The following is an 18,685-nucleotide window of genomic DNA, read 5'->3' on the forward strand; positions in this document are numbered from 1 at the left end:
TCGGTTGGGCCCGCCGGAATGCTGCCGGCGGGCCGCCGCCTGATGCCGTGAATGATCCGGGCTTATCGTCCGGCGCACCGTCGTTGCGGCGGTATTTTTCCAAGTTAACTAGCGTGTAGGACTCGCACTGGATGGCTCGGGCGCGGGGAGGTGTCGCGAAGTGCGTTGGCGCGACCCACCGCAGGCAGGCCCGGCGTCTGGCAGTCAAGGAGACGATGATGGCGGCAGCAGCGCGATTCACGGTGGTGGGCGGCGGTCTCGCCGGGCTGATGACGACGATCAAGCTGGCGGAGGCGGGTCACCAGGTGGACGTGCTCTCGCTCGTCCCGGTCAAACGCTCGCACTCCGTCTGTGCCCAGGGCGGCATCAACGGCGCGGTCAACACGAAGGGTGAGGGTGACCACCCGGACATCCACGTGATGGACACGCTGCGCGGCGGCGACTTCCTCGCGGAGCAGGTCTCCGTGAAGGGCATGTGCTACGCGGCGCCCGGCATCATCTACCTGCTGGACCGCATGGGCGTGACGTTCAACCGCACGCCGGAAGGGCTGCTCGACTTCCGCCGCTTCGGCGGCACCCTGCACAACCGCACCGCGTTCGCGGGCGCCACCACCGGCCAGCAGCTCTTGTACGCGCTGGACGAGCAGGTGCGCCGCTACGAGGCCGAAGGCAAGGTCACCAAGTACGAGTACTGGGAGTGGCTGGGCACGGTGAAGGACGGCAATGGCCGCTGCATCGGCAGCGTGGCCATGGACCTGCGCACCATGGAGATCCGCACCTTCCCGGCGGAGGCCGTGTGCCTCGCCACGGGCGGTCCGGGCATCGTCTTCGGACGCTCCACCAACTCCATCATCAACACCGGCACCGCCGCGGGCCGCGCGTACATGGAAGGCGCGCTGTACGCCAACGGCGAGTTCATCCAGGTGCACCCGACCTCCATCCCGGGCGAGGACAAGCTGCGCCTGATGAGCGAGTCAGTGCGCGGCGAGGGCGGTCGCGTCTGGGTGCCGCGCAAGAAGGGCGACGTGCGCGCGCCCAAGGAAATCCCGGAGTCGGAGCGCTGGTACTTCCTGGAAGAGAAGTACCCCAAGTACAAGAACCTGGTGCCGCGCGACGTCGCGACGCGCGAGATCTTCATGGTCTGCCGCGACCTGGGCATGGGCCTGGGCGGGCGCGACGGCGTGTACCTGGACGTGACGCACATCCCGGCCAAGACGCTGGATGCGAAGATCAAGGGCGTCATGGAGATCTACGAGAAGTTCGTCGGAGATGATCCGCGCCACACGCCGATGGTCATCTTCCCGGGCATGCACTACTCGATGGGCGGCCTGCACGTGTCCTTCGAGGCGGATTCGAAGACGAACACGCCGCTGGACGGAAGCCCGGTCAACCAGACCACCCGCATCCCAGGCCTGTACGCGGCGGGCGAGGCGGACGGCGCCTTCCACGGCGCGAACCGCCTGGGCGCGAACTCGCTCCTGTCGTGCATCTACTCGGGCATGATCGGCGGCCCGGCGATGGCGGCCTTCGCCAAGTCGCAGGAAGTCAGCGCGGCGGCGAGCCCGGAGAAGTACTTCAACGACGCGAAGAGCTACTGGGTGGACCGCTTCGCCACCATCAAGGCCATGAACGGCGCGGAGAACCCGTACCAGATCGCCAAGGAGCTGGGCGATGTGATGACGGAGAACTGCACCGTGGTGCGCTACAACGACCGCCTGAAGAAGACGGTGGAGCGCATCCGCGACCTGAAGGACCGCTGGAACCACGCCAACGTGCTGGACACGGGCGTGGTCGCCAACCGGGCGCTGTCGTACACCAACCAGGTGTGGAACATGCTGGAGCTGGGCGAGGTCATCGCCACCAGCGCCCTCATGCGCGACGAGAGCCGCGGCGCCCACTACAAGCCGGACTTCTCCCTGCCGGAGCCCAAGACGAAGGATCCGCGTCAGGATCCGAGCTGGATGGAGCTGTGGCAGAAGCGCCACGAGAAGTGGGCGAAGACGACGATCGCCAGCTACGCCTCGCAGGGTCCGGAGATCTCCTACCAGGACCTGCCGACGCCGGTGCTGGCTCCCGAGCCGCGCTGGTACGCATAGGCGGGGCGACTGTTTTTCGGACCCGCGCGCACCATGGCGCGGGACTCCGCTACCTGATTTGGCAGTGAAGGGAAGGGCTCGAGCACCATGGACACCGCACAGGCCAGCGCCGTCAGCACCCAGACCATCTCCTTCCGCATCTGGCGGCAGGATGATCCGAACCAGCCGGGCCACTTCGACGAGTTCAAGGTCCCCTATCGCAAGGGCGCCAACGTCATCTCCTGTCTGATGGAGATCCAGCGCAACCCCGTCACCTCGGACGGCAAGAAGGTCGCCCCGGTCATCTGGGACGCCGCCTGCCTCGAAGAGGTGTGTGGCAGCTGCGCGATGAACATCAACGGCCGGGTGCGCATGGCGTGCTCCGCGCTGGTGGACAAGCTGGAGCAGCCCATCACCCTGGAGCCGATGAAGAAGTTCCCGGTGGTGCGCGACCTCACCGTGGACCGCGAGCGCATGTTCGAGTCGCTCAAGCGCGTGAAGGGCTGGATCCCCGTCGACGGCACGTACAACCTGGGCCCCGGCCCGCGCCAGTCGCAGAAGGACCACTCCGTGATGTACGTGCTGTCCACGTGCATCACCTGCGGCAGCTGCCTGGAGGCGTGCCCGCAGGTGACGGTGGACAACGACTTCATCGGCGCCGCCGCCATCAGCCAGGCCCGTCTGTTCAACATGAACCCCACGGGCAAGCTCAACGCGGAGGAGCGCACGCGCGCCCTCATGGGCCCCGGCGGCATCCAGGACTGCGGCAAGGCGCAGAACTGCGTGAAGGTCTGCCCGAAGGAGATCCCGCTGACGACCTCCATCGCGGTGATGAACCGCGAGGTCAGCAAGCTGATGATCAAGGACATCTTCTTCAAGGAAGAGGAGCAGAAGGCGTCGAGCGGTCCGGGGTAGTTCCTCCCGCACGCTTCTCGTGTCTCCTCGCGGCCCCGTGTCAGCGTCCCCTTCGTGGGCGCTGGGCGGGGCCGCGGTCGTTTCATCGGCCGGGGCAGGGGGCCTGCCGGGTAGGCCTTCCACCCGGCGGGGGCTCGTGGGGCAGGAGGGCTGAAGGCCCGCTCATCCACCCGGACACCGGGGGTTATGTCGGGGACGGGGCGTGTGTCCCGCGACGACGCTGGGGGCCAAACGGCCTTGCCAAGCGTCGCTTTCTGCGCAATGAGGGCCGGCGTTGACAGCCCCGATGGGGCGGTCCCCGTCTCCCCTCGTCCCACCCGGAGATTCGATGAAGATCCACGAGTACCAGGGCAAGGAACTCTTCCGGAAGTATGGCGTGCCCACGCCGCGCGGCATCCTCGCGCTCTCCCCCAACGAAGCGGAGGCCGCGGCGAAGACGCTGGCCACGCCGGTCGTCGTGGTGAAGTCGCAGATCCACGCGGGCGGCCGCGGCAAGGGCGGCGGCGTGAAGCTGGCCAAGAGCCCCGCGGAGGCCAAGGAGCTCGCCAAGCAGATGCTGGGCATGAAGCTCAAGACCATCCAGACCGGCCCGGAAGGGCAGACGGTCCACAAGGTCTACATCGAGGAAGGGCTCGCCATCGGCCAGGAGCTGTACCTGGGCGTGACGCTCGACCGCGCTTCCAGCCGCATCACCTTCATGGCGTCCCGCGAGGGCGGCGTGGAGATTGAAGAAGTGGCCGAGCACCACCCGGAGAAAATCCTCCGCGAGTCGGTGGATCCGGCGGTGGGCTTCCTGGACTTCCAGGGCCGCAAGCTGGCCTTCGGGCTGGGCCTGACGGGCCCCACGGTGAACAAGTTCGTGCAGTTCTGCTCCGCGCTCTACCGGATGTTCATGGAGACGGACGCGGCGCTCGTGGAGGTCAACCCGCTGGTCATCCTGAAGGATGGCGGCGTGGTGGCGCTCGACGCGAAGGTCACCTTCGACGAGAACGCGCTCTACCGGCACAAGGACTTGCTGGAGTACCGCGACGTCGCGGAAGAGGAGCCCCGCGAGACGCAGGCCAAGGAGTTCGACCTGGCCTACATCGCGCTGGACGGCAACATCGGCTGCATGGTGAACGGCGCGGGCCTGGCCATGGCCACCATGGACACCATCAAGCTGGTGGGCGGTGCTCCGGCCAACTTCCTGGACGTGGGCGGTGGCGCGAACAAGGAGAAGGTGACGGCGGCCTTCAAGCTCATCCTCGCGGATCCCCAGGTCAAGGCGGTGCTCGTCAACATCTTCGGCGGCATCATGAAGTGCGACGTCATCGCCGAGGGCATCATCGCGGCGGCCAAGGAAGTGCAGCTCAAGATCCCGCTCATCGTGCGGCTTGAGGGCACCAACGTGGAGAAGGGCAAGGACCTCCTCCGCAACTCCGGGCTCGCCATCACTCCCGCGGACAACCTGCGCCAGGCGGCTGAGAAGGCCGTGGCGGCGATCCAGTAGTTCGTCGCGCACTCTTTTCCTGAAGGAACGCCATGAGCATCCTCGTCAACGAGAACACGAAGGTCCTCGTCCAGGGCATCACCGGCTCGGCGGGCTCGTTCCACGCCAAGCAGATGTTGGAGTACGGGACGAAGCTGGTGGGCGGTGTCACGCCGGGCAAGGGCGGCACCGACTTCGAGGGCAAGGTCCCCGTGTTCAACTCGGTGGCCGACGCCGTGAAGCAGTCGGGCGCGAACACGTCCGTCATCTTCGTGCCGCCGCCCTTCGCCGCCGACTCCATCATGGAGGCCGCGGACGCGGGCATCTCCCTCATCATCACCATCACCGAGGGCATCCCCGTCAACGACATGATCCGCGCCAAGCGGTACCTGCAGGGCAAGTCGGTGCGCCTCATCGGCCCGAACTGCCCGGGTGTCATCACCCCCGGCGCGAAGTGCAAGATCGGCATCATGCCGGGCCACATCCACAAGCCGGGCCGCATCGGCGTGGTGTCGCGCTCCGGTACGCTGACCTATGAGGCCGTGCACCAGCTCACGCAGCTGGGCCTGGGCCAGTCCACGGCGGTGGGCATTGGCGGCGACCCCGTCAACGGCACCGACTTCGTGGACGTGCTGAAGCTCTTCAACGCGGATCCGGAGACGGACGCGGTGATCATGATTGGTGAGATCGGCGGCAGCGCCGAAGAGGCGGGCGCGGAGTACGTGGCCCGTGAGTTCACCAAGCCGATCGCCGGTTTCATCGCCGGTCAGTCCGCGCCCCCGGGCAAGCGCATGGGCCACGCGGGCGCCATCATCTCCGGCGGCAAGGGCACGGCCGGTGAGAAGATCAAGGCGATGGAGGCCGCGGGCATCCTGATGGCCGCGAGCCCCGCCGAGCTGGGCACCACGCTGCAGGAAGTCGTCAAGCGCGGCGCCCCCAAGAAGAACCGCTAAGCAGTCATCCCCGCGAACACACACGAGGACTCAAATTCCATGGCCATCGAGCGTACGCTGTCCATCATCAAGCCGGACGGGCTGAAGAAGCACGTCATCGGGCAGATCATCTCCCGTTTCGAGGCGAAGGGCCTGACGCCCGTCGCCATCCGTCTGCAGCAGCTGTCGCAGAAGGAAGCGGAAGGCTTCTACGCGGTCCACAGCGCCCGGGGCTTCTTCAAGGACCTGGTCGCCTTCATGATCTCCGGCCCGGTGGTCGTGATGGCGCTGGAGGGCGAGAACGCCGTCCTCGCCAACCGCGACCTCATGGGCGCCACGGATCCGAAGAAGGCCGAGAAGGGCACCATCCGCGCGGACTTCGCGGACAGCATCGACGCGAACACGGTCCACGGCTCGGACAGCCTGGAGAACGCGAAGAACGAGATCGCGTACTTCTTCCGCGAGACCGAGATCCAGAAGTACTAGTCGCCCACGCTTCATCCAGCCACCGCGCTGGACAGGACTTGCGGCCCGGAGCCCGCGCCCCTCGAAGGCGCAGGCCCGGGCCGTCGTCTTTTCCCGCGCCTGGTCGCTTGCCTGAACAACGCCTCAACGGGCGGTATCCGGTTGCCCTCCCGGACGGTCCTTGCTACCGATAATGCAAGTCACTATCGGCAAGGAAGAACGCATGAGCGGTGGATCAGAGCGCGTGAATCGTCGGGGGCCGTTCCCGGTCAAGTTGCGGCTGCTGGAAGTGCTGCGGGTGACGCAGCTGACGCCGCAGATGCTGCGGGTGACGCTGGGCGGCCCGGAGCTGGAGGGCTTCACCACGCCCGGGGCGGACGACCACGTGAAGGTCTTCTTCGCGGAGCCCGGGGTGAAGAAGCCGAACATGCCGGTGGTGGGCCCCCATGGCCTCGCGATGCCGGAGGGGCTCGCGAAGCCCGCGTCGCGCGACTACACGCCGCGCCGGTTTGATCCGAAGGCGGGCGAGCTGGACATCGACTTCGTGCTGCACGGCGAAGGGCCAGCGTGCCAGTGGGCCGCCAACACGAAGCCGGGTGACTTCCTGGGCATTGGCGGTCCTCGCAGCACGCATGACGTGGCGGACGACTTCGACTGGTACCTGCTCGCGGGCGACCAGAGCGCGCTGCCGGCCATCGCCCGCCGCCTGGAAGAGCTGCCGGCCGGGGCTCGCGCGTTCGCCTTCATCGAGGTGTCCGACGCGTCGGAGGAGCAGCGCATCGACAGCCGGGCGGACGTGAAGCTCACCTGGCTGCACCGGGGAAGCGCGGACGCGGGCACGACGAAGCACCTGGAAGAGGCGCTGCGGGCGTGGACCCAGCCCCCCGGGGAGGGCTTCGTGTTCGTGGCGGGCGAGGCGACGTCGCTCAAGCCCATCCGGGAACACCTGGTGGGCGAGCGCGGTCTCAACAAGGATTGGATGCGCGTGACGGGCTACTGGAAGCGCGGCGCCGCCGAGCATCACGATTCCAAGGGGTAGGCAGGGAAGGGGGCGTGCCCCTCCTTTGACTTGCCGTGCCTTGTTGTGGGAAGCACGCCCTGCTGCCTTCCGTTAGGCCTGACTGAACGATGTCCGAGTCCACCGCCACAGTCCTTCCCGTCACCGAGCCCCTGCCCGCGCCCACGCCGGCGAAGCTGGTCGACGTGGCCAGCTTGTCCAAGGAGAAGCTCGCCCTGTTCCTGAGCGAGCAACTGGGCGAGCGCGCCTTCCGCGCGGCCCAGCTCTACCGCTGGCTGCACCAGCGAGGGGCCACGACGTTCGACGAGATGACGGACCTGTCCAAGGGCCTGCGCGAGAAGCTCAAGGTCCAGGCGGAGATCGTCCCGCTGGTGAAGGACCTGGAGCAGCGCAGCGTCGACGGGACCATCAAGTACCGCTTCAGGACGCGCGACGGGCGCTTCATCGAATCCGTCTACATGCCGTCGGAGGACCGCAAGACGCTCTGCGTGTCCACCCAGGTGGGCTGCGCGATGGCGTGCACGTTCTGCATGACGGGCACGCTGGGGCTCAAGCGCAACCTCACGGCCGGGGAGATCGTCGCCCAGGTGCACGCGGTGAACCGCGAGGTGCGGCGCAACGAATCCCTGGAGACGCTTCGCCCGCTCACGAACCTGGTGTTCATGGGCATGGGCGAGCCGCTGCACAACTTCGAGAACCTCAAGACGGCGCTCGCCATCCTCCAGTCCCAGGATGGGCCCAACTTCAGCCACCGTCACATCACCGTCTCCACCGTGGGCCTGGTGCCCATGATCGAACGCTTCGGTCAGGAGACGGACGTCAAGCTGGCCATCTCGCTCAACGCGAGCACGGATGAGCAGCGCAGCAAGACGATGCCCGTCAACCGCAAGTGGAACATCGCGGCGCTGCTGGACGCCTGCCGCAAGTTCCCGCTGCGCCAGGGCCGGCGCATCACCTTCGAGTACGTGCTGCTCAAGGGCTTCAACGACACCGACGAGGACGCGCACCGGCTCCGGGAGCTGCTGCGGGACATCCCGGCGAAGGTGAACCTGATCCCGTACAACGAGAACCCCGGCCTGGGGTTCCAGACCACCGGGGAGGCTCGCGCGGAGGAGTTCCGCGCCATCCTCTCCGAGGCCCACGTCGCGGCCTACATCCGCAGGAACCGGGGCCGGGACATCGCCGGCGCCTGTGGCCAGCTCGCCAACCGGGGCGAAGCGGCCGCGGAAGCCCCGACGTGACATAAGCACCCGAGCTTCCTTGACAATCCCGATGTAGGGGCGCTAAGAGCGCCCCCCTCCGCCTGTTACTGTTGAAGTCACCTGTTCGCTGGAGCGTTCCATGGCCGTTGTCCTCCGTCTTGCCCGCGCGGGCGCCAAGAAGATGCCGTACTACCACGTGGTTGCCACCGACTCGCGCAGCCCGCGTGACGGCAAGTTCCTGGAGCAGGTCGGTTCCTACGACCCCAACCACAGCCCCGCGAAGGTGCAGTTCAACGAGGAGCGTCTGGCCTACTGGATCAAGAGCGGCGCGGTGCCCTCGGAGACGGTCGCGGACCTGATCAAGACGGCGAAGAAGCAGGCCCCGGCGACCACCGCCTGAGCTCGCACCCGTCTGGACAAGACGTGGAGCCGCTGCTCACGTATCTGGCGAAGGCCCTGGTCGATCAACCGGACCAGGTCACCCTGCGCATCTCCGAGGCGGATGGCGGCCAGCTCTTTGAGCTGAAGGTCGCCCCCGAGGACGTCGGCAAGGTCATCGGTCGTGATGGGCGCACGGTGAACGCCCTCCGGACGCTGCTCAATGCCGCCGCCCAGAAGCTGGGCCAGAAGGTCCGCCTGGAGATTCTCGACGATCGGCGTGCCCCGGGCTCTCCCCTGGTGCCGCCTGATCCGGACGTCGCGCGGTGAGTGCCTCGACCTGTCTGGAGCTGGGATACGTGTCCCGGGCGCATGGGCTGAAGGGCGAGGTGGCGGTCCGCAGCTTCGACCCTGCCTCGGAGTCGCTCGGCACCGTCGCTCGCGTCCGCCTGCGTCTGCGCTCCGGTGAGGAGCGCGAGATGGTGGTGGACACCTTCCGCGGTGCGAACAAGGAAGACCTGCTGGGCTTCGAGGGCGTGGAGACGCGCGTCGCCGCCGAGGCCCTGGTGGGCGCGAAGGTGTTCGTCTACCGCGAGGACCTGGAGCCGCCCGAGGAGGGTGAGTTCTTCCAGGGCGACCTCGTGGGGCTCGCCGCCGTGGACGAGCAGGGTGCTTCCCTGGGCACGGTGGAAGAGGTCTGGGCCACGGGTGAAGTTCCCAACCTGGTGATCCGTGCGAAGGGCCGTCCCGAACTGGTGGTGCCCTTCGCGGACGAGTTCGTTCCGTCGGTGGACATCGCCGCGGGGCGCATCGTGATCCGTCCTCTTGAATACCTGGAGGTCGAAGGGCGCGACGACGGAGACGCGGGGTGAGCTACCCCGTGGAGATCCTCACGCTGTTTCCGGGGATGCTGTCCGGCTATCTGGGCGCGAGCATCCTCGGCAAGGCGCAGGAGAAGGGGCTCTTCTCCGTCACGCTCACCGACGTGCGGGACTTCGCCGTGGGCAAGCACCACGTCACCGACGACTCGCCTTATGGCGGGGGCGCCGGCATGGTGATGAAGCCCGAACCGCTGGTGGCCGCCATCGAGGCCGCGCGTGCCCGCCTGCCCGGGGCGAAGGCGCTGCTCATGAGCCCCCGGGGCCCCGTCTTCACCCAGGCCACCGCGCGCGAGCTGGTGCGGCACGAGGCCGGGCTGATCCTGGTCTGCGGCCGGTATGAGGGCGTGGACGAACGGGTGATGCCGTTCCTGGATGGCGAGCTGTCGCTGGGCGACTTCGTCCTCACGGGCGGTGAGATCGCGGCGATGGCGGTGGTGGACGCCGTGACGCGGCTGGTGCCGGGCGTGCTGGGCAACGAGGCGTCCTCGGTGGCGGAGAGTTTCGAGGAGGGCCTGCTCGAGTACCCGCACTACACCCGGCCGCCCGTCTTCCGGGGGGTCGAAGTGCCCGCCGTCCTCCAGTCCGGCGATCACGCCAGGATCGCGCGCTGGCGTCGGTGGAAGGCCATCAAGCTCACCCAGGCGAGGCGTCCCGATCTGTATTCGCGGCTGGAGTTCGGCAAGGCGGATCAGAAACTGCTCGCCAGGGGTGAGGAAGAGTTGTAACCCTGCCGTCCTCGCGGAACCCTTCGAAGCGGGCTTGTCCGACACGGCAGTCTCTGCTAGTACCGCCCGCTCTTTCCACGCGTCCTACGCGTCAAGTTCCGCTTTTTGGAGTCGTCATGCGCCGCAGCCTCATTCAGCACGTCGAAAACAAGTTCCTGCGCCAGGACCTCACCCAGTTCCGTACGGGTGATTCCGTTCGCGTCCACTGGAAGGTCAAGGAAGGCGAGAAGGAGCGCGTGCAGGCCTTCGAGGGCGTGGTCATCCGCAAGACCAAGGGCACCAACCGCGCCACGTTCACCGTGCGCAAGATGTCCTTCGGCGTCGGCGTGGAGCGCATCTTCCCCCTCCACAGCCCCCGCTACGAGAAGATCGAAGTCCTCACCCGCGGCGACGTGAACCGCAAGCGCCTCTTCTACCTCCGCGACCTGAAGGGCAAGGCCTCTCGCGTCGACGTGCTGGTGGATCCGGAGCGCGCCGCGAAGAAGGCCGCCAAGCTCGCCGCCGCCGCTGCCCAGGGCTAGTAGGTCCTGAGAAACCCTCTCGCGGCCTTCACGGCCGCGTGCGAGAAGGAGCGTCCGTCACTGGACGCTCCTTTTTTCGTTCGGGCTAGACTGCGCACGCCATGCACTTCGTCGAGGTCGCGATCCAAAACGTCCGCGGGTTTTCGCCCGCTGGCCGTTTCCCGTTGAAGACCGGGTACCTCATCCTCAAGCCGCCGACGGCGGACGTGTTGCCGCTGGCGGGCCTGTCGCTGTCGCTGCTGTTCTCGGATGGCCGGGGCGGTGACTCCAGCTTCGTGGGCTCGGGCGGGCGCTCCGGCAAGGCCGCGCTGACGTTCGTGGGCCAGGATGGGATGACGTACCGGGTGCTGCGCGAGCTGGGCGGTTCCGGTTCGCTGCACCGGCTCAATCCCACCACCAGCCAGCCGGAGCTGATGTCGTCGGACACGGCGGAGATCAACCAGTACCTGCGGGGCCAGGCGGGCCTGCCGCCGCGCACCACGTTCGAACAGGTGTACTGTCTCCAGTTGGTGATGCTGCCGTCGCGTCGGCCTCGCAAGGCGTCCGCCCAGGTGGCCGCCGCGAAGGCCTCCGGCAGCACGCCGTCCCTGGCGACTGCCAGCGCGGTGCGGCCCGCGGAGGATCTCCAGGCCGCCGAGGCGAAGGTGAAGGCGCTGGAGAAGGAGATCGTCGTCTCCCGCGAGGTGGATCAGCTCCAGTTCAAGGTCGACGAGCTGTCGTCGCTCATCTTCGAGGCGGACTCGAAGCTCCGGGGCGGCGAGGGCCTCAAGGACGCCATCGTGGAGGCGGAGAAGGCCTGGCGCGCGGCTCCGTCTCCGGAGTCGCTGGGCCTGCCGCAGGACATCCTCACGCGCGTGAAGCGGCACCCGAAGGCGGTGGTGCGGCGGGACGAGGCGATGGCGCGGCTGGAGACGGACCGCGATCCGGATCTGGAAGACGCGGCGTTGAAGGTGCCGCCGCTCACCCAGAACCGCTACTTCTGGGGCGGCCTGGGTTCGGGCGCATTCTTCCTGGCGCTCAGCGTGGGCCTAGGCTTCTCCTCCGTGGGCGCGCCCATGTGGCGCTACCTGGCGCTGCTCAACATCCCGGCCTTCGGCACGGCCGCGTTGATGGCGCTGCGCTACGTGGACGACCTGCAGAAGGCCACCCGCCGGGGCACCAAGGACAACCGCAAGGGCGTGCGGGAGAAGAAGATCCTCGACGAGTTCGAGATCGACGACGCGCCGGTGCGCATGGCCATCAAGGCCCTGGACGTGGAGACGCTCGACGAGATCGCCCCCGCGTTGGAGAAGAAGGACCTGCTGGGCATCCGCCTGGGCGAACTGCAGACGCAGTTGGAGGAGTTCGAGCTGTCCGCCGAGTACCAGGACGCCCTGCGCTCGGGGCAGGAGATGCGCGCGCAGCAGGAGGAGCTCAACGCGGAGCTGACCGCCAAGGGCACCTACGTGCGCGACCTGCGCGAGGTGGAGCGCGAGCTGGGCCGCCTGAAGGAGTCCATCTCCCTGGCCAAGGCGCCGCCCGTGCCGGTCGCGACGGCTCCCGGGCAGGCCCCGACGCCGGTGGATCCGCTGGAGGATCCCTCTCCGGTGGTGCTGGCGCAGGCCGCGGACGTGCTCACGTCGGACCTGCTGTCGGTGCAGGCGCTCCTGAAGGACCGGTGCGTGCAGTACCTCACCGCGCTCACCGACCGGCGCTACCAGGGCGTGGAGTGGGACCGCGAGGGCAATGCCTTCGCGCTCACGCAGAACAGCCGCATCCCGGTGGGAGAGCTGCCCCCCAAGGACCTGGACCTCTACTACCTGGCGCTGCGCATGACGGTGGTGGAGAAGACGTGCGCCCGGGTGAAGCGGCCCTTCCTGCTGGACGACGTGCTCACCGGCATGGACGAGGCGAAGCTGCCCCTGGTGGCGCGCATGCTCAAACACCTGGGCACGCTGACGCAGGTGCTGCACGTCACCGCCCACCCCGGCTTCGCCCAGATGTCGGACGGCACCGTTAACGTGTAGCCGCTGCCGGAAGTGCTGGGGCAGCGGGGAGCGGGATGGGGACGCGGCGGGAGTCGGGGGACGTGGCGGAAGAAGAGGGCGTGCGCCTGCTGGAGTCGCAAGGCTTCCGGGTGAGGGCGCGCAACTGGACGTGCCGCTACGGCGAGTTGGACATCGTGGCGGAGCGCGAGGAGGTCATCTGCTTCGTGGAGGTGCGGATGCGCTCCTCGGCGGTGTGGGGAGACCCGGCGAACACGGTGTCCTTCGCCAAGCAGCGTCGGGTGGTGAAGGCCGCGCTGCACTATCTCTTTCAGAACGGCATCGACGGGCGCATGGTGCGCTTCGACGTCATCTCCGTCGTGGGCCAGGGCGAGACCGCCCGGGTGGAACACATCCCCGCCGCCTTCGACGCCGGCATGTGAGGACCTGTCCTTTGGCTGCAACGCTCTACCTCGTGGCTACGCCTATCGGGAACCTGGGGGATGTCACTGCCCGGGCCCTGGAAACGCTGCGCACGGCGGGCTTCCTCGCGTGCGAGGACACCCGGCACTCACGCATCCTGTTGGATCACTTCGGCATCACCGGGAAGGATTTGGTGAGCCTGCCCGCCTTCGCGGAAGGGCAGCGCGCCGGGCGCATCCTGGACCGCATCGAAGCAGGGGAGGACTGCGCGCTCATCACCGACGCCGGCAGCCCCGGCATCAGCGACCCGGGCGAGAAGCTGGTGGCCGAAGCCCTGGAGCGCGGCCTGAAGGTGGAACCGATCCCCGGGGCGACGGCCCTGGTGGCGGCGCTGAGCGCGTCGGGACTGCCCACGGGCCGCTTCCACTTCCTGGGCTTCCTTCCGCGCAAGGGGCCGGAGCGCCGCGCCATGCTGGACGAGGTGGCGCCGCTGTCCGCCACCTGCGTGCTCTACGAGTCCCCGCGCCGTCTGGGAGAGACGCTGGCGGACCTCCAGGAGGCCTGGGGCGACCGCCGCGCGTGCGTGGCGCGGGAGCTGACCAAGCTGCACGAGGAGTTCGTCCGGGGGCAGCTGTCCGCCCTGGTGGCCCGCTACGCCGCCGAGGAGACCCGGGGCGAGGTGGTCATCCTGGTGGAGGGCCGCACTGGCGAGCAGCGCTGGAGCGAGGACGAGGTTCGCCGCGCCCTGGAGTCCGGCCTGGAGCGCGGTGAGAAGCTCAAGCCCTTGAGCACCGAGCTGGCCCGCCGCGCGGGGTGGCCCGGCCAGGAGGTGTACCGGATGGGCCTGGGGCTGAAGCAGCGGTAGCGACCACCCGCTGCCTCAGTGGGCACGGCTTCTAGAACGCGAAGCTGGCGCCCAGGTCGAAGCGGAACGTGGTGCTCTGGATGGCCCGGAAGCGGCGGGACGCCAGGTCATAGCGCCAGTCGAACGTGGGGTTCAGATCCGGCGAACCCGGGTCGACGTTCACGGTGCCGTCGCCGTCCACGTCCTGACCGATGGACTCCGACGTGAGCAGGTGGTCCGTGTTGTAGAGGAAGTTGCCGGAGGCGTGGATGGTGAAGGCCTGCGCGGCGCGGGCGGTGACACCGACCTGGCCACCTACCTGCACGTAGTCCTCCGACGTGAGCAGCTTGCGCAGCGCGGAGCTCAGCTCGTTGTAGTACCGGCCGCGGCCCACGTAGTTGCCCATCAGCCGCGCGTCCACGGTGAACTTCTGGGCCTTGGCCGCGCTCTCGAACGGCACCAGCTCCACGCCGAAGAGGATGCCCGTCTGCGAGGGGGCCTGGATGCCCGTCTCCTTGCGATCCCACGGGCCGGTGAAGCAGTTGCCCGGGGCGCCCAGGTTGGGCGGGTTTGCGCCCTGCTGCTCGCAGTTGGAGTAGGCCTTGGGACCGCGCACCGGGATGGTGTGGTACGCCTTGAAGTACGGGTCCGCCGCGCCCATGCGCCGCGAGAAGGACGTGTAGAGCTGGTACTTGTGGACGCGGTCGCCCACGTTTCCGCGGTCCCCGTCCGGATCGCTGGTGACCACGCTCGGGTCGCGCTGCTTCGCGGTGGGCGCCTCGTAGTCGATGCCGACGATCCACGTGGGCTTGGTGCTGTCCTTCTCCTGGTTGAAGAAGGCGTACGCCAGCCCGAAGTGGATGTTGCCCAGCCCGCCCCGGTAGCTCTCCTGCGGGACGCTGAAGAGCCGACCCACGCAGCCTTCCGACGAGTACGGCGAGCCGTCCGCGTTGAAGCAGCTGTTGACGATGGTGGAGTTGCTCTGGCCCACCCCCGACACGAACTCCCAGCTCTCGTTCTGCTGGAAGACGATGGGCAGCTTGAAGGAGAACTCCAGGTCCTTCCAGAGGCCGAACGCGAGCGCCAGGTTCAGCCGCGCGTCCACGCCCTTGTACCAGAGCTCGTTGACCTCCTGGAGACCGCCCTCGGGGGAGAGCTGCTCGCGGAGGATCTTCGCGCGCGTCTGCGTGCGCTCGAACCCGACGTCGAGGAAGAGATCGAACGGATCGTCATCCTCGAATGACGAGGCGATCCGGGTGATGTCCGCGGCGCTGGCGGCGAGCGGCACGCCCAGCGTCAGCGCGGCGATGACGGTACGAAACCTGCGCATCCACAACCTCCGACGACCCACGGCCCAGGAGCCTGCCAGCTAGCCGTGCCGTCGGAGGAGTGTCAAGAAATGGGTGGGCGTTACTTGCCCGCCACGGGCGTGCCAAGCAGTCCGTCCAGCCGCTGGACCTCGCCTTCGAAGGCGCCCTTCTGGGTGGCCGTGAGGGACGCCCGGAAGGTCTTGTGCTGGTCGAAGGGGTCCAGGACCCGGTTTTCCCCCAGCATCAGCTGGTAGTGCAGGTGGGGGGCGAAGGAGTGGCCCGTGTTGCCGCTCTGCGCCAGGACCTGACCCGCCGACACCCGCATCCCGGCCTGGACCGACTTGGGCAGCTCCGCCAGGTGCAGGAAGAGGGCGCGGCGGCCCTTGCCCCCGGACTCAATCAGCTCGATGCAGTTGCCGTTGCTGCCGAAGTTCCAGTTCTTGCGCTTGACGACGCCCGCGAAGGGCGCTCGGACGGTGGTGCCCACCGGCGCGCGGAAGTCCACGCCCTTGTGGCCCCGGCCGTCGCGCAGCAGGGACGTGATCTGCTCGTAGCTGTCGATGGGCGAGTGCTCCATCCGCAGCTCCAACTCGTCGCCGTTCGGCACGTAGTAGCGGGCGTTGGTCTCACCGCCGGGCTGGAAGCGGTAGGCACGGTGCGTCTGGCCCGTCTTGCCTGAGATGAAGCGCACCGCGTACACCAGCGGCTCCTCATTCGGCCGGCGCTGGTAGAGCACGTCCAGCGTGTCGCCCCGGAGGATTTCACCGGGTACGCGCACCCACCACACCAGCGTGCGTGTCACCACCTGCGCCAGGGCGGGGCCCACCTCCGCGCCGGCGGCCTGGACCAGCGCCGTCTCCAGCGGACCTTCGATGCGGATGGACGCGCGCTCCAGGCCCGCGGCCTTCACCGGGTCGGTGGCGGCGGGGGGCGCCACGGGAGCCTGCGCGAGCGAGCCCGCGTCAACGGGCGTCGCGGACTGGGAGGAGGCGCCGTCCATGGGGACGTCCGGCATGCGCTGTTTCCACCACCACACGCCACCCGCGGCCGCGCCGAGGATGACGGAGACGGCAACCACCGGTCCGAAGGGATTGCGCTTCGGTGGTCCACCGAGGGTGGGAAGATTCGGCCGCATTCAAGCTCCCTGAGGGTGAGAAGGTACGCGGGCCCGAAACCGCCGACGGAACGGCGATATTTCGGCGCGCCGGGGCTGCTACTCGTCCGGACCGTCGTCCTGCCCGTCCGGGGTGGTGTCCCGCAGGCCGAACTCCTTCATCTTCGTCTGGAGCGACTTGCGGCTGATCTGCAGCAGGCGCGCGGCGCGGGTGACGTTGCCGCCCGTCTCATCCAGCTTCTTCACGATGAGGTCCCGCTCCAGCTCCGCGGCCTTCATGCGCACGATGTCCTTGAGGCCCACCTCGCCCACCGGGACGTCCAGCGTGCCCAGCGAGCCGCCCATCGAGGCCCCTGCCTGCACGCCCGCTCCGCCGCGCACCGGCTCCGGCAGATCCTTCGCCGTGATGGAGGGGCCGTCCGCGAAGAGCAGCACGCGTTCGATGAGGTTCTCCAACTCGCGGATGTTGCCCGGCCACGCGTACGCCTGGAGCAGCGTCAGCGCGTCGTCGGCGATGCCTTCGATCTTCTTGTTGAGGCGCCGGTTGTACTTGTCCACGAAGTGCTGGGCGAGCATCGGGATGTCGCTGCGACGCTCGCGCAGGGCGGGCAGCACGATGGGCACCACGGCCAGCCGGTAGTACAGGTCCTTGCGGAAGCGGCCCGCTTCGATCTCCGCCTGGAGGTCGCGGTTGGTGGCCGCCACGAGCCGCACGTTCACGCGCGTCGTCTTGATGCCGCCCACGCGCTCGAACTCGCCCTCCTGGAGCGCGCGCAGCAGCTTCACCTGCATCTCGACCGGGATTTCGCCAATCTCGTCCAGGAAGAGGGTGCCCTCGTCGGCCAGCTCGAAGCGGCCCGGCTTGGACGTGACGGCGCCGGTGAAGGCGCCCTTCTCGTAGCCGAACAGCTCGCTCTCCAGGAGCGTGGCGGGGATGGCGGCGCAGTTGATCTTGATGAACGGCTTGTCGCGGCGGCTGGAGGCCCCGTGCAGCGCGGTGGCGATGAGCTCCTTGCCCGTGCCGCTCTCGCCGGTGATCAGCACCGTGGAGGGCGTGTCCGCGACCTTGTCGATGATCTTGTAGACGTCTTGAATCGGCGGCGACTCGCCGATGATGGCGGAGCGGGCCTTGTGATCCGCTCGCACGGAGCGCTTGGCGCTCTCGTTCGTCTTCGCGGCCTTGGCCACGACGGAGGACAGCTCCGCCTGGTCGAAGGGCTTGGTGATGTAGTCGAACGCGCCCGCCTTGATGGCCTCCACCGCGGAGTCCACGGTGCCGTGCGCGGTGATGATGATCACCGGCACGTCCGGGTTGGCGGTGCGCACGGCGGCGAGCACCTCCATGCCACCCAGCTTGGGCATCACCAAATCGGTGACGACGATGTCCGCGCCGTTCTTGTGGAACTCGGCGAGGCCCTGCTCCCCGTTCTCCGCGACGGTGACGTCGAACCCGTCGCGGCGCAGCAGGGCAGCCAGCACCTTGCGCAGGTTCGTCTCGTCATCGATGACCAGGACCTTCGCCATGGGGACCCGCGCTGGGAGGGCTATCGGCGCGCCGGGGGGGCAGCGGGGAGGGCGCCTTCGAGCGTGCAGATGGCGTCCGGGTGCTTGATGCGCAGCAGCAGCGATTCCAGCACGCGGAAGGGGTGGTTCATCTTGGTGGCGCCCAGGTAGGCGGCGACCATGTCCATCGCCACGGCCAGGTCCATGTTCTCGCGGCCCGTGGAGACCACCACACCCGACTCGCCGCGCAGGCGGTTGGACTGGTAGACGCCGTCGGAGGCGAGCTGCTTGATGGTTTCAATCTCCAACACGCCCGTCTTCTCGTAGATGCGGTGCAGCTGCGAGTACAGCCGGGGCGACAGCACCACGGCGTAGGGCCCGAAGTGGCCGGCCTCGTTGAGCTTGCGCGTGGCCTCCACGATGGTCTGGAAGCCGCCGCCCGGCGCCGTCCAGTCGCCCAGCGTGGCGGTGAGGCGGCCGTTGGCCGTCATCAGGCCTTCGTAGCCCAGGCGCTGATCGCCGTAGAAGATGAGCTCGTCTTCCTGCTGCGCGCACAGGGCGGCGGCCCCGGCGGCGGCGGACACGTCCAGCGGCATGTTGTGCGTGCGCGCCGCCTCGATGTCCCGCCAGTGCAGCAGGAAGTCCTTGTAGATGATCGGGATCGTCTTGAACTTGCGCACGTCGGTGAAGACCATCGCGGTCTCCTGCTCACCGACGATGTCCACCGCGCCCGGGGACACGCCCTGGAACTCGTCGTAGGCCACCGTCTGCACGCCGGCGCCCAGCGGCCCGTAGATGTCCAGGATGCGACGGCCCACCAGGGACCGACGCGCCACCTGGATCACCGTCTCGTTGAGGCGCGCCCACTCCTCTTCGCGCAGTGGGTTCTCGGCATGTCCAAGGAAGTCAGGCATCGGTGTCTCCGTGACGGGAGCGGGAGAGGAGGG

19 protein-coding genes are annotated in these 18,685 nt (G+C 68.2%); 15 read left to right on the plus strand and 4 right to left on the minus strand.

Going from position 1 to position 18,685, the window contains the following annotated elements; translation table 11 throughout:
• Positions 1-218: 218 nt before the first annotated feature.
• From sdhA to rsmI, 15 genes are all read left to right on the plus strand, one after another.
• Entirely contained in the window at positions 219-2,096 is a 1,878-nt protein-coding gene (sdhA, locus tag OV208_RS37065; protein WP_324291453.1) for a succinate dehydrogenase flavoprotein subunit, read from the plus strand.
• Between the two features lie 87 nt (positions 2,097-2,183).
• Positions 2,184-2,990 (plus strand): succinate dehydrogenase iron-sulfur subunit, encoded by an 807-nt coding sequence (sdhB, locus tag OV208_RS37070; RefSeq protein ID WP_267578681.1) that lies wholly within the window; start codon positions 2,184-2,186, stop codon positions 2,988-2,990.
• A 328-nt stretch (positions 2,991-3,318) separates the two neighbouring features.
• The gene (sucC, locus tag OV208_RS37075) at positions 3,319-4,479 is read left to right on the plus strand and encodes an ADP-forming succinate--CoA ligase subunit beta (protein ID WP_267578682.1); all 1,161 of its coding nucleotides are present in this window, start codon (positions 3,319-3,321) and stop codon (positions 4,477-4,479) included.
• Between the two features lie 32 nt (positions 4,480-4,511).
• On the plus strand, positions 4,512-5,411 hold the full coding sequence (gene sucD, locus OV208_RS37080; protein WP_120530930.1) for a succinate--CoA ligase subunit alpha: 900 nt from the start codon (positions 4,512-4,514) through the stop codon (positions 5,409-5,411).
• Between the two features lie 39 nt (positions 5,412-5,450).
• On the plus strand, positions 5,451-5,876 hold the full coding sequence (ndk, locus tag OV208_RS37085; protein WP_267578683.1) for a nucleoside-diphosphate kinase: 426 nt from the start codon (positions 5,451-5,453) through the stop codon (positions 5,874-5,876).
• Between the two features lie 202 nt (positions 5,877-6,078).
• Positions 6,079-6,894, plus strand: a complete 816-nt coding sequence (locus OV208_RS37090; protein WP_267578684.1) for a siderophore-interacting protein — start codon at positions 6,079-6,081, stop codon at positions 6,892-6,894.
• An 89-nt stretch (positions 6,895-6,983) separates the two neighbouring features.
• Positions 6,984-8,114 carry a 23S rRNA (adenine(2503)-C(2))-methyltransferase RlmN gene (gene rlmN, locus OV208_RS37095; RefSeq protein WP_267578685.1) on the plus strand — a complete coding sequence of 377 codons (1,131 nt, stop codon included), beginning with the start codon at positions 6,984-6,986 and terminating at the stop codon, positions 8,112-8,114.
• Between the two features lie 100 nt (positions 8,115-8,214).
• Positions 8,215-8,475 (plus strand): 30S ribosomal protein S16, encoded by a 261-nt coding sequence (rpsP, locus tag OV208_RS37100; RefSeq protein WP_120530934.1) that lies wholly within the window; start codon positions 8,215-8,217, stop codon positions 8,473-8,475.
• A 23-nt stretch (positions 8,476-8,498) separates the two neighbouring features.
• A complete protein-coding gene (locus OV208_RS37105) occupies positions 8,499-8,783 on the plus strand; it encodes a KH domain-containing protein (protein WP_267578686.1) in 285 nt (94 codons plus the stop codon).
• The gene (rimM, locus tag OV208_RS37110) at positions 8,780-9,325 is read left to right on the plus strand and encodes a ribosome maturation factor RimM (protein WP_267578687.1); all 546 of its coding nucleotides are present in this window, start codon (positions 8,780-8,782) and stop codon (positions 9,323-9,325) included. The genes OV208_RS37105 and rimM overlap by 4 nt, the downstream gene beginning before the upstream one ends.
• Positions 9,322-10,059: a tRNA (guanosine(37)-N1)-methyltransferase TrmD gene (gene trmD, locus OV208_RS37115; protein WP_267578688.1), complete on the plus strand. Its 738-nt coding sequence runs from the start codon at positions 9,322-9,324 to the stop codon at positions 10,057-10,059. Before rimM ends, trmD begins: the two co-directional genes overlap by 4 nt.
• Positions 10,060-10,175: 116 nt before the next feature.
• Positions 10,176-10,580, plus strand: coding sequence for a 50S ribosomal protein L19 (gene rplS, locus OV208_RS37120; RefSeq protein ID WP_267578689.1), 405 nt, complete (start codon positions 10,176-10,178; stop codon positions 10,578-10,580).
• A 101-nt stretch (positions 10,581-10,681) separates the two neighbouring features.
• The gene (locus tag OV208_RS37125; protein ID WP_267578690.1) at positions 10,682-12,586 is read left to right on the plus strand and encodes an ATP-binding protein; all 1,905 of its coding nucleotides are present in this window, start codon (positions 10,682-10,684) and stop codon (positions 12,584-12,586) included.
• Between the two features lie 35 nt (positions 12,587-12,621).
• Complete coding sequence (locus tag OV208_RS37130) at positions 12,622-12,987, plus strand: YraN family protein (protein WP_267578691.1); 366 nt, start codon at positions 12,622-12,624, stop codon at positions 12,985-12,987.
• Positions 12,988-12,998: 11 nt separating this feature from the next.
• Positions 12,999-13,832 carry a 16S rRNA (cytidine(1402)-2'-O)-methyltransferase gene (gene rsmI, locus OV208_RS37135; protein WP_324291451.1) on the plus strand — a complete coding sequence of 278 codons (834 nt, stop codon included), beginning with the start codon at positions 12,999-13,001 and terminating at the stop codon, positions 13,830-13,832.
• 31 nt (positions 13,833-13,863) lie between these two features.
• Here the strand turns inward: rsmI and OV208_RS37140 are convergent, their stop codons facing one another.
• The 4 genes from OV208_RS37140 to encA form a co-directional block, all read right to left on the minus strand.
• Positions 13,864-15,141 carry a hypothetical protein gene (locus OV208_RS37140; RefSeq protein WP_267578693.1) on the minus strand — a complete coding sequence of 426 codons (1,278 nt, stop codon included), beginning with the start codon at positions 15,139-15,141 and terminating at the stop codon, positions 13,864-13,866.
• Positions 15,142-15,221: 80 nt separating this feature from the next.
• The gene (locus OV208_RS37145) at positions 15,222-16,256 is read right to left on the minus strand and encodes a M23 family metallopeptidase (RefSeq protein WP_267578694.1); all 1,035 of its coding nucleotides are present in this window, start codon (positions 16,254-16,256) and stop codon (positions 15,222-15,224) included.
• Between the two features lie 78 nt (positions 16,257-16,334).
• Entirely contained in the window at positions 16,335-17,759 is a 1,425-nt protein-coding gene (locus OV208_RS37150) for a sigma-54-dependent transcriptional regulator (RefSeq protein WP_267578695.1), read from the minus strand.
• Between the two features lie 20 nt (positions 17,760-17,779).
• Positions 17,780-18,652 (minus strand): encapsulin nanocompartment shell protein EncA, encoded by an 873-nt coding sequence (gene encA / locus OV208_RS37155; RefSeq protein ID WP_267578696.1) that lies wholly within the window; start codon positions 18,650-18,652, stop codon positions 17,780-17,782.
• Positions 18,653-18,685 lie beyond the last annotated feature (33 nt).

Source organism: Corallococcus sp. bb12-1 (assembly GCF_026626765.1).
Taxonomy (GTDB): domain Bacteria; phylum Myxococcota; class Myxococcia; order Myxococcales; family Myxococcaceae; genus Corallococcus; species Corallococcus terminator.

Bases quoted from the DNA above. Each gene is read 5' to 3' on its own strand.
- sdhB (WP_267578681.1), top strand. From the start codon at position 2,184: ATGGACACCGCACAGGCCAGCGCCGTCAGCACCCAGACCATCTCCTTC.
- rplS (WP_267578689.1), top strand. From the start codon at position 10,176: ATGCGCCGCAGCCTCATTCAGCACGTCGAAAACAAGTTCCTGCGCCAG.
- encA (WP_267578696.1), bottom strand. From the start codon at position 18,652: ATGCCTGACTTCCTTGGACATGCCGAGAACCCACTGCGCGAAGAGGAG.
- OV208_RS37150 (WP_267578695.1), bottom strand. From the start codon at position 17,759: ATGGCGAAGGTCCTGGTCATCGATGACGAGACGAACCTGCGCAAGGTG.
- OV208_RS37090 (WP_267578684.1), top strand. From the start codon at position 6,079: ATGAGCGGTGGATCAGAGCGCGTGAATCGTCGGGGGCCGTTCCCGGTC.
- OV208_RS37125 (WP_267578690.1), top strand. From the start codon at position 10,682: ATGCACTTCGTCGAGGTCGCGATCCAAAACGTCCGCGGGTTTTCGCCC.
- sdhA (WP_324291453.1), top strand. From the start codon at position 219: ATGGCGGCAGCAGCGCGATTCACGGTGGTGGGCGGCGGTCTCGCCGGG.
- OV208_RS37130 (WP_267578691.1), top strand. From the start codon at position 12,622: ATGGGGACGCGGCGGGAGTCGGGGGACGTGGCGGAAGAAGAGGGCGTG.
- ndk (WP_267578683.1), top strand. From the start codon at position 5,451: ATGGCCATCGAGCGTACGCTGTCCATCATCAAGCCGGACGGGCTGAAG.
- sucC (WP_267578682.1), top strand. From the start codon at position 3,319: ATGAAGATCCACGAGTACCAGGGCAAGGAACTCTTCCGGAAGTATGGC.
- rpsP (WP_120530934.1), top strand. From the start codon at position 8,215: ATGGCCGTTGTCCTCCGTCTTGCCCGCGCGGGCGCCAAGAAGATGCCG.
- rlmN (WP_267578685.1), top strand. From the start codon at position 6,984: ATGTCCGAGTCCACCGCCACAGTCCTTCCCGTCACCGAGCCCCTGCCC.
- OV208_RS37140 (WP_267578693.1), bottom strand. From the start codon at position 15,141: ATGCGCAGGTTTCGTACCGTCATCGCCGCGCTGACGCTGGGCGTGCCG.
- sucD (WP_120530930.1), top strand. From the start codon at position 4,512: ATGAGCATCCTCGTCAACGAGAACACGAAGGTCCTCGTCCAGGGCATC.
- OV208_RS37145 (WP_267578694.1), bottom strand. From the start codon at position 16,256: ATGCGGCCGAATCTTCCCACCCTCGGTGGACCACCGAAGCGCAATCCC.